Origin of the sequence: Bradyrhizobium valentinum (assembly GCF_001440405.1) — a bacterium.
GTDB lineage: Bacteria > Pseudomonadota > Alphaproteobacteria > Rhizobiales > Xanthobacteraceae > Bradyrhizobium > Bradyrhizobium valentinum.
In genome coordinates, this window is record NZ_LLXX01000221.1 from 58,975 (window position 1) to 79,358 (window position 20,384).

At 63.3% G+C, this 20,384-nt stretch carries 18 protein-coding genes; 10 read left to right on the forward strand and 8 right to left on the reverse strand.

Annotation, left to right across the window (positions count from 1 at the left end; translation table 11 throughout):
* The first annotated feature begins 9 nt into the window (after positions 1-9).
* Entirely contained in the window at positions 10-1,239 is a 1,230-nt protein-coding gene (locus CP49_RS38315) for a BaiN/RdsA family NAD(P)/FAD-dependent oxidoreductase (protein WP_082646457.1), read from the forward strand.
* An 88-nt stretch (positions 1,240-1,327) separates the two neighbouring features.
* Here CP49_RS38315 and CP49_RS38320 read toward each other — a convergent pair whose 3' ends face one another.
* From CP49_RS38320 to CP49_RS38330, 3 genes are all read right to left on the reverse strand, one after another.
* On the reverse strand, positions 1,328-2,410 hold the full coding sequence (locus tag CP49_RS38320) for a D-TA family PLP-dependent enzyme (RefSeq protein ID WP_057855263.1): 1,083 nt from the start codon (positions 2,408-2,410) through the stop codon (positions 1,328-1,330).
* Between the two features lie 108 nt (positions 2,411-2,518).
* The gene (locus tag CP49_RS38325) at positions 2,519-4,333 is read right to left on the reverse strand and encodes an ABC-F family ATP-binding cassette domain-containing protein (protein ID WP_057855264.1); all 1,815 of its coding nucleotides are present in this window, start codon (positions 4,331-4,333) and stop codon (positions 2,519-2,521) included.
* Between the two features lie 4 nt (positions 4,334-4,337).
* On the reverse strand, positions 4,338-4,835 hold the full coding sequence (locus CP49_RS38330; RefSeq protein WP_057855265.1) for a YaiI/YqxD family protein: 498 nt from the start codon (positions 4,833-4,835) through the stop codon (positions 4,338-4,340).
* A gap of 164 nt (positions 4,836-4,999) precedes the next feature.
* Here CP49_RS38330 and CP49_RS38335 point away from each other — a divergent pair, with 164 nt between their 5' ends.
* Entirely contained in the window at positions 5,000-5,800 is an 801-nt protein-coding gene (locus tag CP49_RS38335; RefSeq protein ID WP_057855266.1) for a hypothetical protein, read from the forward strand.
* Between the two features lie 9 nt (positions 5,801-5,809).
* Here the strand turns inward: CP49_RS38335 and CP49_RS38340 are convergent, their stop codons facing one another.
* Entirely contained in the window at positions 5,810-6,871 is a 1,062-nt protein-coding gene (locus CP49_RS38340; protein ID WP_063791839.1) for an AraC family transcriptional regulator, read from the reverse strand.
* 195 nt (positions 6,872-7,066) lie between these two features.
* On the opposite strand from CP49_RS38340, the gene CP49_RS38345 reads away from it, so the two are divergent.
* Entirely contained in the window at positions 7,067-7,447 is a 381-nt protein-coding gene (locus CP49_RS38345) for a rhodanese-like domain-containing protein (protein ID WP_057855268.1), read from the forward strand.
* Between the two features lie 192 nt (positions 7,448-7,639).
* Here the strand turns inward: CP49_RS38345 and CP49_RS38350 are convergent, their stop codons facing one another.
* On the reverse strand, positions 7,640-10,015 hold the full coding sequence (locus CP49_RS38350) for a xanthine dehydrogenase family protein molybdopterin-binding subunit (protein ID WP_057855269.1): 2,376 nt from the start codon (positions 10,013-10,015) through the stop codon (positions 7,640-7,642).
* Between the two features lie 210 nt (positions 10,016-10,225).
* Between CP49_RS38350 and CP49_RS38355 the strand changes: the two genes are divergently transcribed.
* Entirely contained in the window at positions 10,226-11,269 is a 1,044-nt protein-coding gene (locus CP49_RS38355; RefSeq protein ID WP_057855270.1) for a Ppx/GppA phosphatase family protein, read from the forward strand.
* 143 nt (positions 11,270-11,412) lie between these two features.
* Here the strand turns inward: CP49_RS38355 and phaP are convergent, their stop codons facing one another.
* Complete coding sequence (phaP, locus tag CP49_RS38360) at positions 11,413-12,042, reverse strand: phasin family protein (protein WP_057855271.1); 630 nt, start codon at positions 12,040-12,042, stop codon at positions 11,413-11,415.
* A gap of 273 nt (positions 12,043-12,315) precedes the next feature.
* Between phaP and CP49_RS38365 the strand changes: the two genes are divergently transcribed.
* Together CP49_RS38365 and CP49_RS38370 are read left to right on the forward strand one after the other, a co-directional pair.
* The gene (locus CP49_RS38365; protein WP_057855289.1) at positions 12,316-13,005 is read left to right on the forward strand and encodes an RlmE family RNA methyltransferase; all 690 of its coding nucleotides are present in this window, start codon (positions 12,316-12,318) and stop codon (positions 13,003-13,005) included.
* Positions 13,006-13,196: 191 nt separating this feature from the next.
* Complete coding sequence (locus tag CP49_RS38370; protein WP_082646458.1) at positions 13,197-14,036, forward strand: Crp/Fnr family transcriptional regulator; 840 nt, start codon at positions 13,197-13,199, stop codon at positions 14,034-14,036.
* Positions 14,037-14,411: 375 nt separating this feature from the next.
* Here CP49_RS38370 and CP49_RS38380 read toward each other — a convergent pair whose 3' ends face one another.
* Both CP49_RS38380 and CP49_RS38385 read right to left on the reverse strand, forming a co-directional pair.
* On the reverse strand, positions 14,412-14,900 hold the full coding sequence (locus tag CP49_RS38380) for a phasin family protein (protein ID WP_063791840.1): 489 nt from the start codon (positions 14,898-14,900) through the stop codon (positions 14,412-14,414).
* 326 nt (positions 14,901-15,226) lie between these two features.
* The gene (locus tag CP49_RS38385) at positions 15,227-16,702 is read right to left on the reverse strand and encodes a DHA2 family efflux MFS transporter permease subunit (RefSeq protein WP_057855274.1); all 1,476 of its coding nucleotides are present in this window, start codon (positions 16,700-16,702) and stop codon (positions 15,227-15,229) included.
* Positions 16,703-16,840: 138 nt separating this feature from the next.
* Between CP49_RS38385 and CP49_RS38390 the strand changes: the two genes are divergently transcribed.
* The 4 genes from CP49_RS38390 to CP49_RS38405 all read left to right on the forward strand — a co-directional run bounded on the left by CP49_RS38390 (position 16,841) and on the right by CP49_RS38405 (position 20,371).
* Positions 16,841-17,089 carry a hypothetical protein gene (locus CP49_RS38390; protein ID WP_057855275.1) on the forward strand — a complete coding sequence of 83 codons (249 nt, stop codon included), beginning with the start codon at positions 16,841-16,843 and terminating at the stop codon, positions 17,087-17,089.
* Between the two features lie 214 nt (positions 17,090-17,303).
* Positions 17,304-18,794 (forward strand): IMP dehydrogenase, encoded by a 1,491-nt coding sequence (gene guaB, locus CP49_RS38395; RefSeq protein ID WP_057855276.1) that lies wholly within the window; start codon positions 17,304-17,306, stop codon positions 18,792-18,794.
* 250 nt (positions 18,795-19,044) lie between these two features.
* Entirely contained in the window at positions 19,045-20,067 is a 1,023-nt protein-coding gene (locus CP49_RS38400) for an NADP-dependent oxidoreductase (RefSeq protein ID WP_057855277.1), read from the forward strand.
* Between the two features lie 106 nt (positions 20,068-20,173).
* A complete protein-coding gene (locus CP49_RS38405) occupies positions 20,174-20,371 on the forward strand; it encodes a hypothetical protein (RefSeq protein WP_057855278.1) in 198 nt (65 codons plus the stop codon).
* The last annotated feature ends 13 nt before the right edge of the window (positions 20,372-20,384 follow it).

A 20,384-nucleotide genomic window follows, 5' to 3' on the forward strand; every position in this document is an offset into this window, starting at 1 on the left:
ACTCCCGTTATGTCTACGCTTTCACAACACGTCGCCGTCATCGGCGCCGGCCCCGCCGGCCTGATGGCCGCCGAAGTGCTCGCGCAAGGCGGCGCCGAAGTCACCGTCTATGACGCGATGCCCTCCGCTGGCCGCAAATTCCTGATGGCCGGGCGCGGCGGGCTGAACCTCACGCACAGCGAGCCGTTGCCGCAGTTCCTCGCCCGCTACCGCGAGGCGACGCCGCGTCTGAAAGCCGCTATCGAAGCGTTTCCGCCGCAGGCGTTGCGTGACTGGAGTGCAGCGCTGGGGCAGGAGACATTTGTCGGCTCCAGCGGCCGCGTGTTTCCGAAAGCCTTCAAGGCGTCGCCTATGCTGCGCGCGTGGCTGCGACGGCTGGACGCGCAGGGAGTGAAACAGGCGCTTCGTCACCGCTGGACCGGTTGGGACGAGGAAGGCCGCTTGCGCTTTCAAACATCGGATGGATTGGTCGCCGTCGAGGCGACCGCCACTGTGCTGGCGCTCGGCGGCGCGAGCTGGCCGCGGTTGGGCTCGGACGGCTCATGGGCGGAAGTGCTCGCGGCCAGAGGCGTAACGATATCGCCGCTGCGGCCAGCTAACTCCGGCTTCATCGTCGCCTGGTCGGATGTGTTCCGCGAGCGTTTTGAAGGCCAGCCGCTCAAGGGCGTCGCGCTGACATTCGGCAAGCACAGCGTCCGCGGCGAGGCCATCGTCACCCGCGCCGGCATCGAAGGTGGCGCGGTCTACGCGCTATCTGCCGAATTGCGCGAGGCAATCCTGCGCGATGGACAGGTTACGCTCAACATCGCCTTGCGTGCCGACGCGGTGATCGATGAATTGACCACGAAATTATCGGCCGCGAAGGGCAAGCAATCCTTCTCGAACTTCCTCCGCAAGGCAGCAAATCTCTCTCCCATCGCGATCGGCCTGTTGCAGGAGGCCGCCAGGGCATCCGGGACGTCGCTAGCTTCGCTTTCTCCGGCTGATCTGGCTCGCTTGATCCTGGCCGTGCCCGTGCGGCTCAACGGTGTAGCGCCGATCGCACGCGCGATCTCGACTGCTGGCGGAATATCGTTCGACGAACTCGACGACGCCTTCATGCTCCGCCGCGTGCCCAGCGTGTTCGCGGCGGGTGAGATGCTGGACTGGGAAGCGCCGACCGGCGGCTATCTGTTGCAAGCGTCGTTCGCGACGGGGGCAGCGGCGGGGCGGGGTGCGCTGGAGTGGCTTAATTTGTAGGATGGGTAGAGCGCAGCGAAACCCATCATCCAGCAACCCGGCAAGTCGCAATGGGTTTCGCTCCGCTCTACCCATCCTACGGGGCGTCTCACCGCAGCTTCCCTCTTGCCGCCACCGGCAGCGTCCCGATGATCTCCTCGCCGCGCACCATCACCACCTCGTCCATCATGTTGACGACGACGCAGACATGGTTCGGCACGATCCGCACGACGTCACCGACAACAGGCCTGGTGTTGCTGCGGGCCAGGTCGAGAAAGCCGTGCTCTTCGGCAAAGCGCGCGATCTTCGCTTCCGGGTGCTCGAGGATCAGCCCGTAACCGTCCAGTCCGCCGCCGGGGTCCGAAGTCAGCGTCTTCGAGCCGGCATCCAAAATACCGCGGTCCGGCCCGGCGCGGCTGACCACGGTAGAATAGATGTTGAGGGCGCAATCGTCCCATTCGGCGACGCCGGCGGCGACCTGCATGCGGTCGTTGTAGATATAGGTGCCGGGACGATGCTCGGTCGCGCCCTTGAGCTTGCCGAGGTTCTTCAGGTTCGGCGAGCCGCCGGTAGAAACCATCGTCGCATCGAGCCCGTGCGCACGGACACCGGCCAGCGCCTCGTCGAAGAATTTCTGTGCTTCGCCCCAGCCGGTTTCGGTCGGATACAGCATGAAGCCCGCAAACTTCAGCCCTCGGGAGGCTGCGATCAAACGGGCCAGCGCAATCGCTTCGCCCGGTGTTTCGACCCCCGCGCGCTTGCGGCCGGTGTCGCATTCAACCACGACCGACAACGGACGTCCTGACGCGGCGGCGGCATGCGGCAGACCGGCAATCACGGTCGAGTTGTCGGCCGCAACCGTCATGTTGGCCTTTCCCTGCAACGCCGCTAGCCGGGCCATCTTCTCCTCACCGATCAGATTGTAGCTGATCAAAATGTCGTCGATCCCCGCCTCCGCCATCACCTCGGCCTCGCCGAGCTTCTGGCAGGTGATGCCTTTCGCGCCGGCCGCGACCTGCATCTGCGCCAGCAAGGGGCTCTTGTGGGTCTTGATGTGCGGCCGGTTGGCAACGCCGGCCGTGTCGCAGGCCACCTGGATGCGCGCTATGTTGCGTTCGACGCGGTCCATGTCGATCACGGCGCAAGGCGTGCCATATTCACGGGCGATCTTGGCGGCGAGGGGGGTGGTCATGCTCTTCTCTCTGTTGAAAATCGTATGAACCCGTAGGATGGGTGGAGCGAAGCGATACCCATCAATGCCAGTGCGTGTGGCGATGGGTATCGCTGCGCTCCACCCATCCTACGCCTGCTCTATCTCTTCGCGCAAAACTTCAAGCTCCAGCCACCGGTCTTCGGCAGCGGAAAGCTCTTCCTGCGCCTTCGCCATCGCGGCGGAGGCCGCGTCGAATTTCTTGCGATCCTTGGCGTAGAGGTCGGGATCGTCAAGCAGCTTCTGCTGCTTTGCAATTTCGGCCTGTAACTTTGCGATCGTCTTCGGAAGGGTGTCCAGCGCGTGCTTCTCGTTGAAATTCAGCCGCCGTTTAGGAGCCGCAGAAGGAGCAGCAGCCTTGGCCTCTTTCTTTTCTTCAACCGTCGCTGGTGCCTTCGGCGCCTCCCGCGATAAATCCTCACCGCGCTGCGCCAGCATGTCGGTGTAACCGCCTGCATATTCGATCCAGCGGCCGTTGCCCTCCGGCACGATCACTGATGTCACCACCCGGTCCAGGAAATCGCGGTCGTGGCTGATCAGGATCACCGTACCCTCGTAATCGCCGAGCATTTCCTCGAGCACGTCGAGGGTTTCGAGATCGAGGTCGTTGGTCGGCTCGTCCAGCACCAGCAGGTTCGACGGCTTTGCCAGCGCGCGCGCCAACATCAAGCGGCCGCGCTCGCCGCCGGAGAGCGCTTCCAGCGGCGTGCCGCGCTGCTCCTGCGCGAACAGAAAGTCCTTCATGTAGCCGATGACGTGCCTGGGCTTGTCGCCGACGATCACATGGTCGCCGCGACCGCCGGTCATGGCCTCGGCCAGCGTCGATTTCGGATCGAGGCTTTCACGGTGCTGGTCGAGCGTCGCCATTTCGATATTGGCGCCGAGCCGCAGCGAGCCACTGTCCGGCGGATCGTTGCCGATCAGCAGATGAACCAGCGTGGTCTTGCCGGCGCCGTTGGGGCCGACGATGCCGATCCGGTCGCCGCGCTGGACGCGGATCGAAAACCCTTCGACGATCTTGCGGTCGCCATAGGCCTTGCTGATGTTCTTGGCCTCAATGACGAGCTTGCCGGATTTGTCGGCTTCTGCAGCTGCGAGATTGGCGTTGCCGGTCGCACCACGATAATTGCGCCGCTGGTCGCGCAGCGCGTGCAGATTGCCGAGCCGCTTGACGTTGCGCTTGCGGCGGCCGGAGACGCCGTAGCGCAGCCAGTGCTCCTCATTGACGATCTTGCGGTCGAGCTTGTGCTGGTCGCGCTCCTCCTCCGCCAGCACCTCGTCGCGCCAGGCTTCGAACGCTGAGAAGCCGCGGTCGATCTGCCTGATCTGGCCGCGGTCGAGCCAGGCGGTCGAACGCGACAGGTTGGACAGGAAGCGGCGGTCGTGGCTGATGATGACGAGCGCGCAGCGGCGGCTCGCCAGTTCGCCTTCCAGCCATTCAATGGTCGGAAGATCGAGATGGTTGGTCGGCTCGTCCAAGAGCAGGATATCGGGCGAGGGCGCCAGCACCCGTGCCAGCGCGGCGCGGCGGGCCTCGCCGCCCGAGACGTGCACGGGGTCTTCGTCGCCGGAAAGCCCGAGCTGCTCGACCAGATAGCGCGCCTGGTAATGATCGTCGCCTGGGCCGAGGCCTGCCTCGACATAGGCCAGCGTCGTCTTGTGGTCGCCGAAATCAGGCTCCTGCGGCAGATAGCGGATGGTGGCGCCCGGCTGCACGAAGCGGCTGCCGCCGTCAGGCTCGACGAGGCCGGCGGCAATCTTGAGCAGCGTCGATTTGCCGGAGCCGTTACGCCCGATCAGGCAGACGCGCTCGCCCGATGACACCGACAGTTCGACGCCCGACAGCAGCGGCGTGCCGCCAAACGTCAGCCTGATATCCTTCAACTGGATCAGCGGTGGCGCCATCGTTTTAGCCCTGGTTCGGCGCAGACTGCGGCGCCCGCTGGCGCTGGATGCGGCGGATGGCCTGGTCGAGCGCGGACAGGAATGCCGAGCGATCGCGCGGGGCGAAGGATTTTGGGCCGCCGGTTACTTCGCCCGACGAGCGCAGATCGGTCATCAGGTTGCGCACCGCCAGTGTCATGCCGATCGAGGCTTCCGTGAACGGCTTGCCGTTCGGCGCGATCGCTTCTGCTCCTGATTTCACGCAGCGGCTGGCGAGCGGGATATCCGATGTGATGACGATATCGCCTTTTCCCGCGCGCCCGGCGATCCAGTCGTCGGCTGCGTCCATTCCGGAACCTGCGGCGATGCGCTCGATCAGCGGATCCTGCGGCACACGGATGAAATTGCCTGCGACGACGCTGACCGGCAGGCCGTGCCGGATCGCGACGCGATAGATCTCGTCCTTCACCGGGCAGGCGTCGGCATCGACATAGATGCGGGTCAAGTTCGCGTCAGGCAGCATCAGGCAGCATAAGTTGGATTCGTTCCGTATTCTTGCCCGCGGGTGGTACTCCATCGGATGCCAAAATGCGAGGGGAACAGCGTCCGGAACACGCTTGCCACGGCACATTCTTCGCGTACGATAACCCGAAGAAATAACAACAAAATCAGAGGAAACCGGAGCGCATGACCCGCCGGCTCGAACCCTATCGCGTCCAGGCCTTCAACACCGCCAAGCAATCCGAAAACAAGATGCACGACGACACCGTGGCAAAGCGGTTCGGATTTTCGGGTGGGCTGGTGCCGGGTGTTGACGTGATGGCCTATATGATACACCTGCCGGTCGCAAAATGGGGCCGGCCCTTTCTTGAGCGCGGCCTGATCGACGCCCGTTTCGTCAAGCCGGTCTATGACGGCGAGATGGCCGAACTCACGGCGGAGGAAAGCAATAGCGTGCTTTCGATTGAGGTGCAGAGCCGCGGCGAGCTTTGCGCCACCGGCACCGCGTCGTTGCCGGCATCTGTGCCCGCCGTGTCGATCGCGGACTACAAGGAAGTTGCGGCCGTGGCGGAGCGCAGGCCGGTCAACGCGGCTTCCTATGAAGTCGGCAAATGGCTCGGCACCACACCGCGCGATTGGGCGGGCGATGCCGCCCGCGAATATCTTGATGATATCAGGGAAGCCGATCCGATCTACGCGAGGGAGGGCCTCGGTCATCCCGGCCTGCTGCAGCGTGTGATGAACCGGGCGCTGGTCGACAACGCCATTCTAGGCCCATGGATACATGTCGGCAGCCGCATGCAGCTTTTGTCGGCTGCAAAGACCGGCGACGTGATCACGGCCCGCGCGAAGGTGATCGGCAATTACGACAAGAAGGGCCACCGCTTCGTCGAGCTCGACGCGCTGGTGGTCGGCAACGGCGACACGCCGCTCGCGCACTGCCACCACATCGCGATCTACCAGCCGCGCGAGCAGGCAGCGGCGTAACGCGACGCGTCATTGCCGGGCTTGACCCGGCAGTCCATCCGCTGCGAGAGGCTGTTCCTCCCTGGCTTGCCGCCATGTCGCCGGCGGCGAGCCGACCACTCGCCGGAACGCGCGGTTGAACGCCGCGTCGGAGTCATATCCGACGCGTCCGGCGATCTCGGCGACGCCAAGGGTGCTGTCCTGCAACAGGTGCTGCGCCAAATGCATCCGCCAACCCGCGAGATACTGGATCGGCGATTCGCCGACCAGCTCGACGAAGCGTTTGGCGAGCGCCGCCCGCGAGACGCCGACTTCCCTTGCAAGCACTTCGACGGTCCACGGGCGCTCCGGCTGCGCATGAAGCCGGGTTAGCGCGGGACCTACCTGGGGATCGTACAGGCCCGCCAGCCAACCGCCGCCATGGCCCTGTGTCGCAAACTGCAACTGCCACCGCAGCAGTTCGAGAAAGAGCGACTCGGCCAATCGTGCCAGCACGGCACGATTACCGGGACCCGGCGTTGCGGTTTCGCTCATCAGGTAGCGCACAGACGCCTGCCACCACTCCTTCTCCTGCGGATGCGTGATCGTCTGCACGCGCCTTCCAGTGCTGTCCAGCGTCTCGAGCGTAAGGGCGTCTTCGCGCGAGCGGACGCAAAGAATCGCTGGCAGCGATTTCAGCAGCGGATCGAAGCGCTGATCGGCGTGCAGAAAGCCGCAGATGAAGCGCGAAGGCGGCCCGCCGCCGCCGTGATTCACGACCGTGATCTGCTCCGCGGAGGGCTTCGAATAGATGTCCTGTATCGGGACAGGCGCCAGCTCAGGGTCGCTGGTCATCACATGCTGATCGCCGCGCGGGAAGACGATCACATCGCCGCTTTCGATGTGGATTGGCGGCAATGCCCCTGATGTCACCAGACAATTGCCCTCGGTGACCACATGAAAGGGTGTTACCGATCCTTCGGAGGATTGCAGGCGCGCCGCAAGCAGCGCTGGCGGGGATGATAGAATGGCCCACGGATGGGTGAACTCCGCGCGAAAATGAATCGTTCCGGACAACCGCACGACGCGCAGGACTTCCGACAATACGTCCACAATCTGATCCTGAATTCCTGCTGTCGGCACGCCTGCGGGGCTGGCGAAAGCTTTTCAGAATGCATGCTATAGTCAAGCGCTATAGCGTCGCGGCAAAGCTTCTTGGAGCCGTGGTCATTGCACTCTCGACCAAGCTTCGCCACATACTGCGCCATTATCTGTGCCCAACGGTAAAATAGCATACGGGAGAATACGATGCCGAGTTCAGTGAAGGATTTACTTGCAGCGGCTACCAGCTCCGTTCCAGGGATCAGCCCGCAGGACGCGAAAGCCCTGATCGAGCGCGGCCAGGTCCTGGTGGTCGATGTGCGCGACGGGCTTGAGTTACAAAGCACCGGCAAGGTTCAGGGGGCGAAACACGTCTCGCGCGGCATGCTCGAATTCAAGGCGGATCCTGACAGCCCCTATTATGACAATGCGTTCGACCGGGAAAAAACCGTAATCGTCTACTGCGCCTCCGGCGGCCGGTCCGCGCTTGCGGGCAAAACGCTTCAGGACATGGGCTATAAGGACGTACGCAATCTCGGCGGCTTCAAGGGCTGGGCCGAAAGCGGCGGCGCGGTCGAGAAGGTTTGACGCACAGAGCAAGCTCGGGCGCGAGGCCGCGCCGCACCTAACTCGTCATGCCCCGCGAAGGCGGGGCATCCAGTACGCTGCGGCTTCGCCATTCTATTACTGACGTCTCCGAGTACTGGATCGCCCGCCCCAGTGCGCAATTGCGCACAAGGCGGGCGATGACAGTTTCCTATGTAGCAAATGGCGCGCCCCTCACGCCGCCTGCTTCGCCTTCGCATCCTGGATCGCGCGCCACACCCGTTCCGGCGTCAGCGGCATGTCGATGTGGGTGATGCCATAGTCCGACAGAGCGTCGACCACCGCGTTGACGACGCAGACGAGGCTGCCGGCGCAGCCGGCCTCGCCGCAGCCCTTGGTGCCCAGCGGATTGGATTTGGCGGGCGAGGGATGGTCGCCGACTTCCATCGGCGGGATGTCTTCCGCACGCGGCAAGGCATAGTCCATGAACGAGCCGGTGATCGGCTGGCCGCTGGAATCGTAGCTGACCTGCTCCATCAGCGCCTGGCCGATGCCTTGCGCCACGCCGCCATGCAACTGGCCGGCGACAATCATCGGATTGACGACAGTGCCGAAATCATTGACGGCGAAATAGCGCACGATTTGCACGACGCCGGTCTCGGGATCGATTTCCACTTCCGCGACATGGCAGCCATTGGGGAAGGTCGACGGCGTGTCCTTGGTGGCATGGTCGACATCGAGCGATAGCGGCGCGCCTTCGGGCATCCTGCCTTCGCGCACGCGCTGCGCCAGCTCCATGATGCCGATCGAGCGGTCGGTGCCGGCGATGGTGAAGCGGCCGCCGGCGAATTCGATATCGCCTTCGGACGCCTCCATCAGATGCGCGGCGGCCTGCTTGCCTTTGGCGATCACGAGTGCGGAAGCCTCGACGATCGCCTGACCGGTCGCCGTGATCGAGCGCGAGCCGCCGGTGCCGTTACCGAAGCGGACGAGATCGCTGTCGTTCTGCTCGATGGTGATCTTCTCGAAGGGCACGCCGAGCTGTGCGGAGAGCACCTGCGCGAACGGCGTGGCGTGGCCCTGGCCGTAATCGAGCGTGCCGGTCGTCAGCTTCACCGAACCATCGGGCTCGAAGGTGATCTTGCCGAGCTCGCCGCTCGGCGGCGCGGTCACTTCCAGATAGGAGCCGACCGCGATGCCGCGCAGTCTGCCGTTCTTCTTGCTCTCCTTCTTCCGCCTGGCAAAATTGGCGTGGTCGGAAATCTCCAGTGCCTTGTTGAAGACGCCGGCGAAATCGCCACTGTCATAGGTAACGCCGCTGGCCGCCGCGAACGGCAGTTGCGACGGCTTGATGAAGTTGCGCTTGCGCAGCGTGAGGCGGTTGATGCCCATCTCGTCGGCGGCGCGGTCGATCAGCCGCTCCATGTAGTAGTTGGCCTCGGGCCGGCCGGCGCCGCGATAGGCGCCCATCAGCGTGGTGTTGGTCAAAACCGTCTTGATGTCGACGCCGAGCAGCGGCGTGCGGTAAACGCTGGCGAGATTCTTTCCGGTGTTGAGCGACAACGGCCCCGGCGCGACGCCGGTGATATAGGCGCCGAGGTTGCCGTAACCTTGGAGGCGGACTGCGAGAAACTTGCCTTCGGCATCCAGCGCCAGTTCGGCGTGGATGAGCTGCGCGCGGCCATGGCTGTCGGAGAGAAAGCTGGTCGAGCGCTCATCGGTCCATTTCACCGGCCGGCCCAGCGCCTTCGCCGCGTGCAGGATGCAGGTATATTCGGGATAGCTCACGTTCTTCATGCCGAAGGAGCCGCCGACATTGGCGGTCAGGATGCGAACCTTGTCGTTCGGCACGTTGAGGATTTTCGCCAGCGTCACCTTGTTGCCGGAGACGCCCTGCGTCGGCACCTGCAGGGTGAAGCGTTCGGCCGCCTTGTCAAAGGCCGCAAGCGCCACGCGCGGCTCCATCGACACCACGGCAACGCGGGTGTTGACGATGTCGAGTTTTGTTACATGCGCAGCCGCAGCGAACGCCGCGTCGATCTTGGCCGTATCGCCATAATGATAGTCGAGCGCGACGTTGTTGGGGATGTGATCATAGAGTTGCGGCGCGCCGGGCTTTGCGGCCTCCGCGGCATCGGTTACGGCGGGGAGCGGCTCGATATCGAGCTCCACCGCCTCTGCCGCATCGCGCGCTTGCGCCAGCGTTTCGGCGACCACAAAGCCCACGGGATCGCCGACAAAGCGCACCCTATCGGTCGGCAGCGCCGGACGGTTGGTCTGCAATAGCGGCGAGCCGTCGCGGCTCTTCAGCGGCAGGCCACAGGTGAAGGGGTTGTAGCCGGCCGCTTCGAGGTCCTTGCCGGTCCAGATGCCGAGCACGCCCGGCATCGCCCGGGCGGCGGCCGTGTCGATCCCCTTGATGATTCCGTGGGCATGGCTGGAGCGCACCATCCAGCAATAGGCCTGGCCGGGCAGCGAGAAATCGTCGGTGTATTTGCCCTTGCCACGCACCAGCGTGTCATCTTCCTTGCGGCGCACCGGCTGCCCCACGCCGTATTTTTGCAGTGCGATAGCGTTGTCCAGGGAGGAGGCCGACGTGTGATCTTGCATCGAAAAACACCTGAAATGCTTGGGATTCGCTTGGAATTTCCCGGTTCCGCGGGTTCCCGCTCAGATAACGTACCGTATGATCCCGGACAACGCCTGATTGGGCATAGTCCTATGTGATGGGTTGTTGCGTAGCCCCTTGGCGCTGCTAAAGTTTCCGTGAACGGTAATTTTCTTCGACGGCCCGGGAGAGGCCGCGGAAAGACAGGTTTGATGGATGAGGATACGCGGCTGCGCGAAGGTCTTGAGACCTGCGCAAGCCCGTCAGGGTTGGTTGCGGCGGCCACGGCAAACGGTGTCTATGCCGCGCTCGACCTTGGCACCAATAATTGCCGGCTTTTGATCGCCAGTCCGGCCGGCGACAGTTTTCGCGTGATGGATTCGTTTTCACGGATCATCCGGCTGGGCGAGGGCATTTCCGCAACCGGTTCCATCAGCGAGGCGGCGATCGAGCGCGCCATCGTGGCGCTGAGCATCTGCAGCGACAAGATCCGTTACCGCAAGGCCCGGCGCCTGCGGCTGATCGCAACCGAAGCCTGCCGCGCCGCCGCCAATGCCGACAGCTTTCGCGCGCGGGTCGCGAGCGAGACCGGCATCCGGCTCGAGGTGATCAATCGCGAGACCGAGGCGACGCTCGCCGTGATCGGCTGTTCGCCGCTGCTCGATCCGAAGGGCCGGGGCGCGATCCTGTTCGACATCGGCGGCGGTTCGACCGAACTGGTCCGAATCGAGCGCGATCCCGCCGAGCAGAATGCCCGGCCGCGGATCAAGGCGTGGATGTCGATTCCACTCGGCGTCGTCACTTTGGCCGAGCATTTCGGCGGGCGTGACGTCACGGCTAAATCCTATGCGCAGATGGTGGGCGAAGTAGCGCAATATGTGGCGCCGTTCGCGACCGAGCACGGCACGGATTTGCGCGACATGCATATGCTCGGCACCTCGGGAACCGTGACGACGCTCGCCGGCGTCCATCTCAATCTGGCGCGCTACGATCGCCGCCGCATCGATGGTATCTGGATGAACGGCTCTGACGTCACCGCCGTCATCCAACGGCTGCTCGGCATGAGCTATCAGGAGCGCGCCGGCAACAATTGCATCAGTGTCGAGCGCGCCGATCTGGTGCTGGCCGGCTGCGCCATTCTCGACGCGATCCGCGACGCATTCCCGCTGCCGCGGCTGCGCGTCGCCGACCGAGGCCTGCGCGAAGGCATGCTGGTCGAAATGATGCGCGAAGACGGCGCGCTGAAGGCGTGCTGATGCGCTGGCCGCGTTGTTATCTGTCGGATGGCGTATCTATCCGTGCACTCACCTTGGGTCAAAAACCTTGCGCTATGCCCAAAAAAGGTAAGAGCGGCTGAGGCTCAGCCGCTCTTACCTTCAAAGTCCCGCAGCGGACCGTACTAGGCGGCGCGACGGATCTCTTCCATATTTTGACTGATCTGCTTTCCGGCATCGTCGGCCATTTTGAGCGACATGTCGGCTATCCGACGGCTGCTCTCCAGAACAGTTTCCACGGATTCACGGACGATGTCACTTTGTACGGCTGCAAAGTCCTGAGGAGTTCGGCAGGTCCATAGTTCATTCATATGGTCCATGTTCTTTTCGACTTGGTGCCGAACCAACTGGAGGTACTCACGGGACATTCCACCCATCACGTTGGCAGCGGCCGTGCTGGTGTAAAGTATGGTTTGGGCGTTGCGGGCCGACCGTTCGGTCGCCTGTTGCACTCCGTCTCCGGACAAGCCGAGCGTGCGACCAAATTGCTCGGTAGACCGGCCCATGACCGAGGTCGCCATTTCCAGCCCGAAGCGCCAGGCGTTCTGGAATGTTTCGGCGTTTTGCTTGAGCAGACTAGCACTTGCTCGAGCCACTTCCTCTCCGGCCGCAGCCGCGGCCTGCCCGACACGTGTCGTCTGCTCGGCTGCAGCTTGTCCTAAACGGCCGGTCTGTTCGGCAGCCCTCTCGCCGGCGCGGCGGGCTGCGTCTTCCATGCCTTGCGTGGACTTTTCGTCCTGGCGTGGGTTTGCCATCTGTTTTCTCCGCTCATTGCAGGTTGATGACTTGCCCCAGCTCCTTCCCGAGCAACGCGATCAGGGTGCGACCGTTCCAGGCCTGCCGATGTTTTCAGTCACACGGAGTATTCGTCGATCTTGTCGATCTCCGTGTGCCCGTCATGGGGCTGATGGGACTAGCGCCCGAATGGCAGGGTGCACGTCATCATACTCGCTTCAATGCTCATCCGGTTCCGTGCTATTGATTTCAGGCGCCGGATCTCGGCGGACATTTCAAAGACAAGCACCGATATGGCGAAAGACACTACCGGACGGCTGCACGTCACGGTCAAGACCGGTGGCAAGCGCAAGCTGTCATCAAAGCTCTGGCTGGAGCGGCAGCTCAACGATCCCTATGTGGCGAAGGCCAAGCGGGACGGCTATCGCTCGCGCGCGGCCTATAAGCTGATCGAGATCGACGACAAGTACCATTTCCTCAAGCACGGCATGGCCGTGGTCGATCTCGGCGCCGCCCCCGGCGGCTGGAGTCAGATCGCGGCCAGGCGCGTCGGCGCGGTCAACGGCAAGGGCAAGGTGGTTGCGATCGACCTTCTGGAGATGCCGGAGATTCCCGGCGTCGAATTCGCGCAGCTCGACTTTCTGGCCGAGGATGCGCCGGAAAAACTCATTGCCATGATGGGCGGCCGCGCAGACGTCGTGATGTCGGATATGGCCGCCAACACCACCGGCCACCGCAAGACCGATCAACTCCGCATCATCGGCCTCGTCGAGACGGCGGCAGCCTTTGCGTGCGACGTGCTCAGCCCCGGTGGAACGTTTCTGGCGAAGGTATTTCAAAGCGGCGCCGAGGGCGAACTGCTCGCGCAACTGAAGCGCGACTTCTCCAGTGTGCGTCACGTGAAGCCCGCGTCCAGCCGGCAGGATTCGTCGGAGCGCTACGTGCTGGCGATGGGATTTCGCGGACAATCCAATCGGCCGTAGGCGCGCCCGGCGGATGTTCTGCGTCGGTTGCAGCGGCAGCGGGGCGTCGAGGCCTGAGCGACGCCATTGGAACTTTTTCCCGCATGGCGTATAGTACTAGTTGGGCGCGGTCTGTTTATTCGCATGCAGCGTGACGCCAGCAGTAGTTCTGCAGCGTGCGGCGCATCCGTCGGGGAAGGAGTATTCCCGTGATGGAGCAGAAGACCAGGGTTGGTAATCGACTGTTAGCTGCGTTGCCGACAGCAGACCTCGATTTGCTTGTGCGTCATTTCCGACTGGTTGAGCTTCAACGGGACACCGTGCTGGTGCGGTCGGGCGACCCAATACAACGGATTTTTTTCCCTCTTAGCGGCTTGATCGCATTCATCATGGATATGCCGAGCGGCCAAACGGTTGCGACCGCCGTCGTCGGCAATGACGGAGCTGCGGGCGTGCTGACGACGCTCGGGCCTTCGCGCTCTCCGATGACGGCGGTGGTGCGGGTAGCGGGGACCGCGCTGCAGATTTCGCCGGCACAATTTCAGGCGGCGCTTGAACGCAGCAGCGCATTGAGGGGCACGGTTCAAACTCTCAACAGGGCACTGATGGCGCAATTCCAGCACGTCGCGGCCTGCAATGCGCTGCACTCGGTCGAGGCGCGTCTGGCGAGGTGGTTGTTACACGTCCACGATCGGGTTGACGGGGACGTCCTGCCGCTGACGCAGGAGACGCTTGCGGAATTTCTCGGCGTGCGGCGGACGACAGTGACGCAGGTCATTTCCAAGCTTCGCGATTCGGGCGCAGTTCGATCCAATGGTCGCGGCTCGATCGAGATTGACAGACCACGCCTCGAAGCAGCGGCATGCGAATGCTACCAGCTCATGCGCCGCAGGATCGGTCGGATCGTTTTGTCGGACGAGATGACGCCACCCGGGCACGCCCGGCCGGCGGACAATCCCCGCGGCCAAGCCTCCCTATTCGCCAAGGCAGACGAAATTCATCGGCGCACCGGAGGCCAGGGAATGATCGGGCCGCGGGCAAGGGGCCATTGACGGAATGGCAGCAAGGTCTCCGCGGCTCTACGCTGGTTGCAGGGCAAGCGTAACCCTCGGCCTAAGCCGTTTCTCTGCCGGCTCGTGAACCCAGGCCTCCCTGGCAAACCATTCGTGACTGGCTTCGCAGATCAGACAGAAGGTACGCGCGAAAAACACCGGGCTGCAGCTAAACCGTTCCCGATCCGCTTTCATGCCCGTCGGGATAGCGCGACCCGTCTCCGGGCACTTGATCATGACGACGCCCATCGTTGCTCCTCGGTCCCTGAATTTTTCGTGTCGGCATTTTGGTCTTCATCGGCTGGAGTGCGCCCTTCTCACGGGGGAGCGCTTGTTCCAGCCGATCCCGGCGGGCTGCAAAGGTTCGACTAAGAACTAGGCCGCCTTCTGCAGCACGCTGGCAAAGCTTTTCTTGATCGGGTCGGCGGTCTCGCTCGCGACCTTGCGAGTGAGCACCCAAAGCTCCCGGCTCTGTGCCGCCGTGGCTTGGAAGTTCTTGCAGCCTTGCGCGGCGGCGAGCTGCAGGATTTCCGAGGGCAACTTCGTGCTTACGAGATCGGTGAGAAAATCAAGGGCGGAGCTCGTATTGGCGCCGGAGAACTCGATGACCTTGGCGGCGTAGTCCGCAGCGCCCTTTGCGTTGGCGGAATAGGCTTCCCGGAGAGCGTCGTTGATCGCTGCCGACGCCATCTTCATCTTCTCGATATTTTGCTGCGCCCGGATCAGGTTTTGCTCGGCGAGCCCATCAAAGATCCCCGGCGCCGCAAAGAACGGCGTGTCAAATCCGCGCTTTTCGTGTGGTCCGGCCGCTTTCGGGTTCGGCGGATTGTTATTCACGTCAACGTTCATATTGGCATCACTCACGGGTTTCATCCTTTCAAGCGAAACTGAAATCAACAACGATCGGATTTTTGTTCCCGGGCCTTCCGAGGCACGTGCTGTGCCGCAAAGCCGAGAACCATTCCCCCAACTTCCAACAAGCGCAGGTGCCGCCGCGGATGACCGCCTCGCGCCCGCCTATACCAAAGTATATGACGGACTGGCGGCGGGGCTTCCGTTCGCTTTCTGACTCTCACGGCGAATTTTTGAATGTCGGCCGTCCTACATACCGGCAACGGAAGAACTCTCGGGGAGGCTCGGGCCCCTGGCCTTGCCGGTGCTGCCGTCAAGCGGGTCGATGCTGCGCCCGATCAGCCCAACCGCTGATCCCGCGCGTCCCCGGTGCCTTCGCTGGCGGCCTTGGTCGCCGCCTTTTCCGCGCCCTTGCGGCTGGAAATCTCGACGGCCTTCCGGCCTGAGATTTCATGGCCGGCGTCATCGGGCATCTGCCAGAAGAAATACGCCGACACCGCCGAGATGATCGCGACCACGATGAATGCCGGCGGGAATACATCGGCACTCAATTCGGTGACGTGCTGATAGAGCATGGTCGATTCCACCGAGAACGCGCCGACCGCGACACCTGCCGAAATCGCCAGTTGCTGGTTGACGCTGACGAGCGTGGTGGCGCGGCTCATCTGCGCCGGCTCGACCTCGGCATAGGCGACAGTGTTGATTGCTGTGAATTGCAGCGAGCGGAAGAAGCCGCCGACGACAAGGATGATGAAGATCAGCAATAGCGGCGTGGTCACCGTGAACAGGGCGCAGGCGGCGAGGAAGACCGCGCTAACGACGGCGTTGACCGTCATCATGTAGCGGAAGCCGAAGGCGCGGATGATGCGTGCGGCCAGCGTCTTCATCCCCATGGCGCCGACGGCTGAGGCAAACGTGACCAGTCCCGATTGGAACGGCGTCAGGCCAAAACCTTCCTGCATCAAGAGCGGCAACAGGAACGGCAACGCGCCGATGCCGAGCCGGAACAGAAAGCCGCCGATGATGCTGGCGCGCATGGTGGAAAGCCGCAGCAGCGAGAAATCCAGCACCGGTGATCCGGTCCGCCTCGCATGCATCACGTAGAGCGTCATCGAGATCGTGCCGATCGCGACGAGGCCGGCGACGATCGGCCAGGGCAACAGGCCGAGGCCGGCGACCGAGAGGCCGAAGGCGATGCCGGCAAGGCCGATGCCGGCCAGCACCAGCCCGTAGAGATCGAAGCGCTCGGGATCCTCGCTCTTGATCGGGTCGATGTACTTCATCGCCATGAAGATGCCGAGCAGCCCGATCGGGATGTTGATCAGGAAGATCCAGTGCCAGGAGAAATATGTGGTGATGAAACCGCCGAGCGGCGGACCGATCACCGGCCCGATCAGCGCCGGCACCGTCACCCAGGTCATCGCATTGACCAGCGCGCTCTTGTCGATCGAGCGCAACAGCACCAGCCGTCCGACCGGCGTCATCATCGCCCCGCCCATGCCCTGCAGGATGCGGGCGATGACAAAATGATGCACATTCTGCGACAGCGCGCAGCCGATCGACCCGATCATGAACACGCCAATGGCGATCGAGAACACCATGCGCGCACCGAAGCGATCGGCGGTCCAGCCGCTGGCCGGAATGAACACCGCGAGCGACAGAAGATAGGAGGTGATGGCCAGCTTCAGCGTCAGCGGGCTGGTGCCGATATCAGCCGCGATCGCCGGCAGCGACGTCGCAATCACCGTCGAGTCCATGTTCTCCATGAACAGGGCGGTGGCGACGATCAGCGGGATCAGGCGTTGCTTGTCCATCGGAATCGGGGGACCGAAGAAAAAGGCGGGCGAGGGGCCTGTATCATCCCGCTCTCACACAAGCCATTGCGGAACCGGGCAAACCACCTAAATCCTGCGTGACGCTGGTATGCACCGCGCCAGCCGCTGGAGGTCCGCATGATCTACGTCCTCGCTGCCTTGTTGCCGCCGCTCGGACTGCTCCTGAACGGGCAGCCGTTTTCGGCGATCTTCAACCTGGTCCTGATCGTGTTCTGCCTGATTTTCGGGCTGATTTTCCACGTCCTGCTGCTGGTGCCCTCGGCGCATGCGCTGATCGCGGTCCACATGAAGCGGGAGGATCGCCGGCATCGCGAGGTGGTGGAGGCGATCCGCCAGCACGGCCCGCCGCCGGGGTACCCGCGCTGAAGCGCACCCCGCCACTAAGCCCTTGGGATTGCAGCTTTTCCCGAAAAGCCTGTGCATAGCTGGCAAACGCTTTGATTCGGCGTCCTGCCATGCTATCGACCACCGTCAACCCCATCGATGGGCTTCGATTCGACGGCGATGCCGATAGCATCGCCGAAGGCGGCGTTCATCCACGTTTAAGATCGCGGCGGTGAGCCGCCGAAAGGAGTTGGCAATGGCGCAGGGACTTCAGGGTATCCGTGAAGCCTTCACGTTCGACGATGTGCTTCTGAAACCCGGTCTCTCGGATATTCTGCCCTCGGAGGCCGATATCCGCTCCCGCGTGACCCGCGCGATCCCGCTCAACATCCCGATCATCGCGTCCGCAATGGACACGGTCACCGAAGCGCGCATGGCGATTGCGATGGCCCAGGCCGGCGGCGTCGGCGTCATCCACCGCAATTTCGATCCCGAGGGGCAGGCCGCGCAGGTGCGGCAGGTCAAGAAGTATGAATCCGGAATGGTGGTCAATCCGCTGACCATCGGCCCGGATGCGATGCTGTCGGATGCACTGGCGCTGATGAAGGATCACGGCTTTTCCGGCATTCCCGTCGTCACCGGCGCCAGCAAGAACGCGCCCGGCAAGCTGATCGGCATTCTGACCAACCGCGACGTCCGCTTTGCGACCGATCCGAAACAGAAAGTCTCGGAACTGATGACGCATGAAAACCTCGTCACGGTGCGCGAGGGCGTCAGCCAGGACGAGGCGAAGCGGATGCTGCACAAGCACCGCATCGAGAAGCTCCTGGTCGTCGACGACCAGTATCGCTGCGTCGGCCTGATCACCGTGAAAGACATGGAAAAGGCGGTCGCGCATCCGCTGGCCTGCAAGGATGAGCACGGCCGTTTGCGCGTGGCAGCCGCGACCACGGTCGGCGAGGGCGGGTTTGAGCGCACCGAGCGGCTGATCGACGCCGGCGTCGACCTGATCGTGGTCGATACCGCGCACGGCCATTCCTCCCGCGTACTGGAGGCGGTCAACCGCATCAAGCGGCTCTCCAACGCCGTGCAGGTGATCGCCGGTAACATCGCGACGAAAGAGGGCGCGCAGGCGCTGATCGATGCGGGTGCGGACGCGATCAAGGTCGGCATCGGGCCGGGCTCGATCTGCACGACGCGGATCGTCGCCGGCGTCGGCGTGCCGCAGCTCACCGCGATCATGGATGCGGTGGAGGCGGCGAAGAAGGCCGACGTGTCCGTCATCGCCGACGGCGGCATCAAATATTCCGGCGATCTCGCCAAGGCGCTCGCCGCCGGCGCCGATATCGCCATGGTCGGTTCGCTGCTCGCCGGCACCGACGAGACGCCAGGCGAAGTGTTTTTGTGGCAGGGCCGTTCCTACAAGGCCTATCGCGGCATGGGCTCGGTCGGCGCGATGGCGCGCGGCTCGGCCGACCGCTACTTCCAGCAGGACATCAAGGACACGCTCAAGCTGGTGCCCGAGGGCATCGAGGGCCAGGTGCCGTACAAGGGCCCGGTCGGCAATGTCATGCATCAGCTCGCCGGCGGCCTGCGCGCCGCGATGGGCTATGTCGGTGCACGCAACCTCGCCGAATTCCACGAGAAGGCGCAGTTCGTCCGCATCACCGGCGCGGGCCTGCGCGAGAGCCACGTCCACGACGTGACGATTACGCGGGAGAGCCCGAACTATCCGGGCGGGGCGTAACTTCTCCATGGTCATTCCGGGATGGTCCGAAGGACCAGACCCGGAATCTCGAGATTCCCCGATGCGCAATTGCGCATCTGAGGTCTGGTGCTTACGCACCATCCCGGAATGACGGCGTGTTTGGCGAATACGCCATTCTTCACCGTCATTGCGAGCGCAGCGAAGCAATCCATTTCGCCGCTTGCGGAGGCGTGGATTGCTTCGCTACGCTCGCAATGACGAAGAAGAATAACACTCGGAGGAAACACCCATGTCCCAAGGCAAACGCATCGTCCTCGCCGCACGTCCGGTCGGCGAACCCAAACCCTCCGACTTCCGTCTTGAAGATTGCCCGATCCCGACGCCGGGCGCCGGCGAGGTGCTTCTGCGCACTATCTGGCTGTCGCTCGATCCCTATATGCGCGGGCGCATGAGCGATGGGCCGTCTTACGCGCAGCCGGTGCCGATCAACGGCGTAATGGAGGGCGGCACCGTCAGCGAGGTGATCGCGTCAAACAATCCAGCCTTCGCCAAGGGCGACATCGTGTTATCGCGCGCCGGCTGGCAGACGCATGCGATTTCCGACGGCAAGGGTCTTGCAAAGATCGATCCCAACATCGCGCCGATCTCGACCGCGGTCGGCGTGCTCGGTATGCCCGGCATGACCGCCTATACGGGCCTGCTCGACATCGGCAAGCCGCAGGCGGGTGAGACCGTGGTCGTTGCCGCCGCTTCCGGCGCAGTCGGCTCGGCCGTCGGCCAGATCGCACGCATCAAGGGCGCGCGCGCGGTCGGCATCGCCGGCGGCAAGGACAAGTGCGCCTATGTCAAGAACGAGCTCGGCTTCGACGATTGCCTCGATCACCGCGATCCGGATCTGGCGGCGAAGCTGAAGGACGCCTGCCCGAAAGGCATCGACGTCTATTTCGAGAACGTCGGCGGCGCGGTGTTCGAGGCGGTGTTCCCGCTGCTCAATGCATTCGCGCGTGTTCCCGTGTGCGGCCTGATCGCGCATTACAACGACACGGAGGCGGTGACGCCGAAATGGGCGCCGTCGCTGATGCGCGCCGTGCTGACCAAGCGCCTGACCATCCGCGGTTTCATCGTCAGCGATTTCGCTGCACGCCACGCTGACTTCCTCAGCGACATGTCGGGGTGGGTGCGTGAGGGCAAGGTCAAGCACAAGGAGTTCGTCACCGAAGGCCTGGAGAGCGCGCCGGCCGCGTTCATGGGGCTTCTCAAGGGCGCCAATTTCGGCAAGCAATTGGTGCGCGTCGGACCCGATAAGGTTTGAAACTGACCCTGAGGTATGGGGAACACGCCTCACGCTCACTTGAGGCGGATAGGGGAACGTCCTTTCGCAACTGTCGTTTGGCTTTGACATCCAATGGAGAAGCCAAATGACGAACTTCAAGAAACTATCGCTCGGCCTGGTTGCCGCAACGATGCTGGCCACTCCTGCAATGGCTCAAGTGGTCTATCAGGAACCCGGCGTGATGGGCTACTATCCGAACGGGTACGTTACTGGAGGCTACGGTGTCAGGACCACCACGCCCCCGGGCTTGTATGGGGATATGGTTGTCAAGGGGAATGATTGATCAGGGCATGTAT

Excerpts from the sequence above, each read along its gene's own strand:
- CP49_RS38350 (WP_057855269.1), bottom strand. The coding sequence starts at position 10,015 with ATGCAAGATCACACGTCGGCCTCCTCCCTGGACAACGCTATCGCACTG.
- CP49_RS38405 (WP_057855278.1), top strand. The coding sequence starts at position 20,174 with ATGACGAACTTCAAGAAACTATCGCTCGGCCTGGTTGCCGCAACGATG.
- CP49_RS38335 (WP_057855266.1), top strand. The coding sequence starts at position 5,000 with ATGACCCGCCGGCTCGAACCCTATCGCGTCCAGGCCTTCAACACCGCC.
- guaB (WP_057855276.1), top strand. The coding sequence starts at position 17,304 with ATGGCGCAGGGACTTCAGGGTATCCGTGAAGCCTTCACGTTCGACGAT.
- CP49_RS38320 (WP_057855263.1), bottom strand. The coding sequence starts at position 2,410 with ATGACCACCCCCCTCGCCGCCAAGATCGCCCGTGAATATGGCACGCCT.
- CP49_RS38325 (WP_057855264.1), bottom strand. The coding sequence starts at position 4,333 with ATGGCGCCACCGCTGATCCAGTTGAAGGATATCAGGCTGACGTTTGGC.
- CP49_RS38385 (WP_057855274.1), bottom strand. The coding sequence starts at position 16,702 with ATGGACAAGCAACGCCTGATCCCGCTGATCGTCGCCACCGCCCTGTTC.
- CP49_RS38390 (WP_057855275.1), top strand. The coding sequence starts at position 16,841 with ATGATCTACGTCCTCGCTGCCTTGTTGCCGCCGCTCGGACTGCTCCTG.
- CP49_RS38330 (WP_057855265.1), bottom strand. The coding sequence starts at position 4,835 with ATGCTGCCTGACGCGAACTTGACCCGCATCTATGTCGATGCCGACGCC.
- CP49_RS38315 (WP_082646457.1), top strand. The coding sequence starts at position 10 with ATGTCTACGCTTTCACAACACGTCGCCGTCATCGGCGCCGGCCCCGCC.
- CP49_RS38355 (WP_057855270.1), top strand. The coding sequence starts at position 10,226 with ATGGATGAGGATACGCGGCTGCGCGAAGGTCTTGAGACCTGCGCAAGC.
- CP49_RS38345 (WP_057855268.1), top strand. The coding sequence starts at position 7,067 with ATGCCGAGTTCAGTGAAGGATTTACTTGCAGCGGCTACCAGCTCCGTT.
- CP49_RS38370 (WP_082646458.1), top strand. The coding sequence starts at position 13,197 with ATGGAGCAGAAGACCAGGGTTGGTAATCGACTGTTAGCTGCGTTGCCG.
- CP49_RS38365 (WP_057855289.1), top strand. The coding sequence starts at position 12,316 with ATGGCGAAAGACACTACCGGACGGCTGCACGTCACGGTCAAGACCGGT.
- CP49_RS38400 (WP_057855277.1), top strand. The coding sequence starts at position 19,045 with ATGTCCCAAGGCAAACGCATCGTCCTCGCCGCACGTCCGGTCGGCGAA.
- phaP (WP_057855271.1), bottom strand. The coding sequence starts at position 12,042 with ATGGCAAACCCACGCCAGGACGAAAAGTCCACGCAAGGCATGGAAGAC.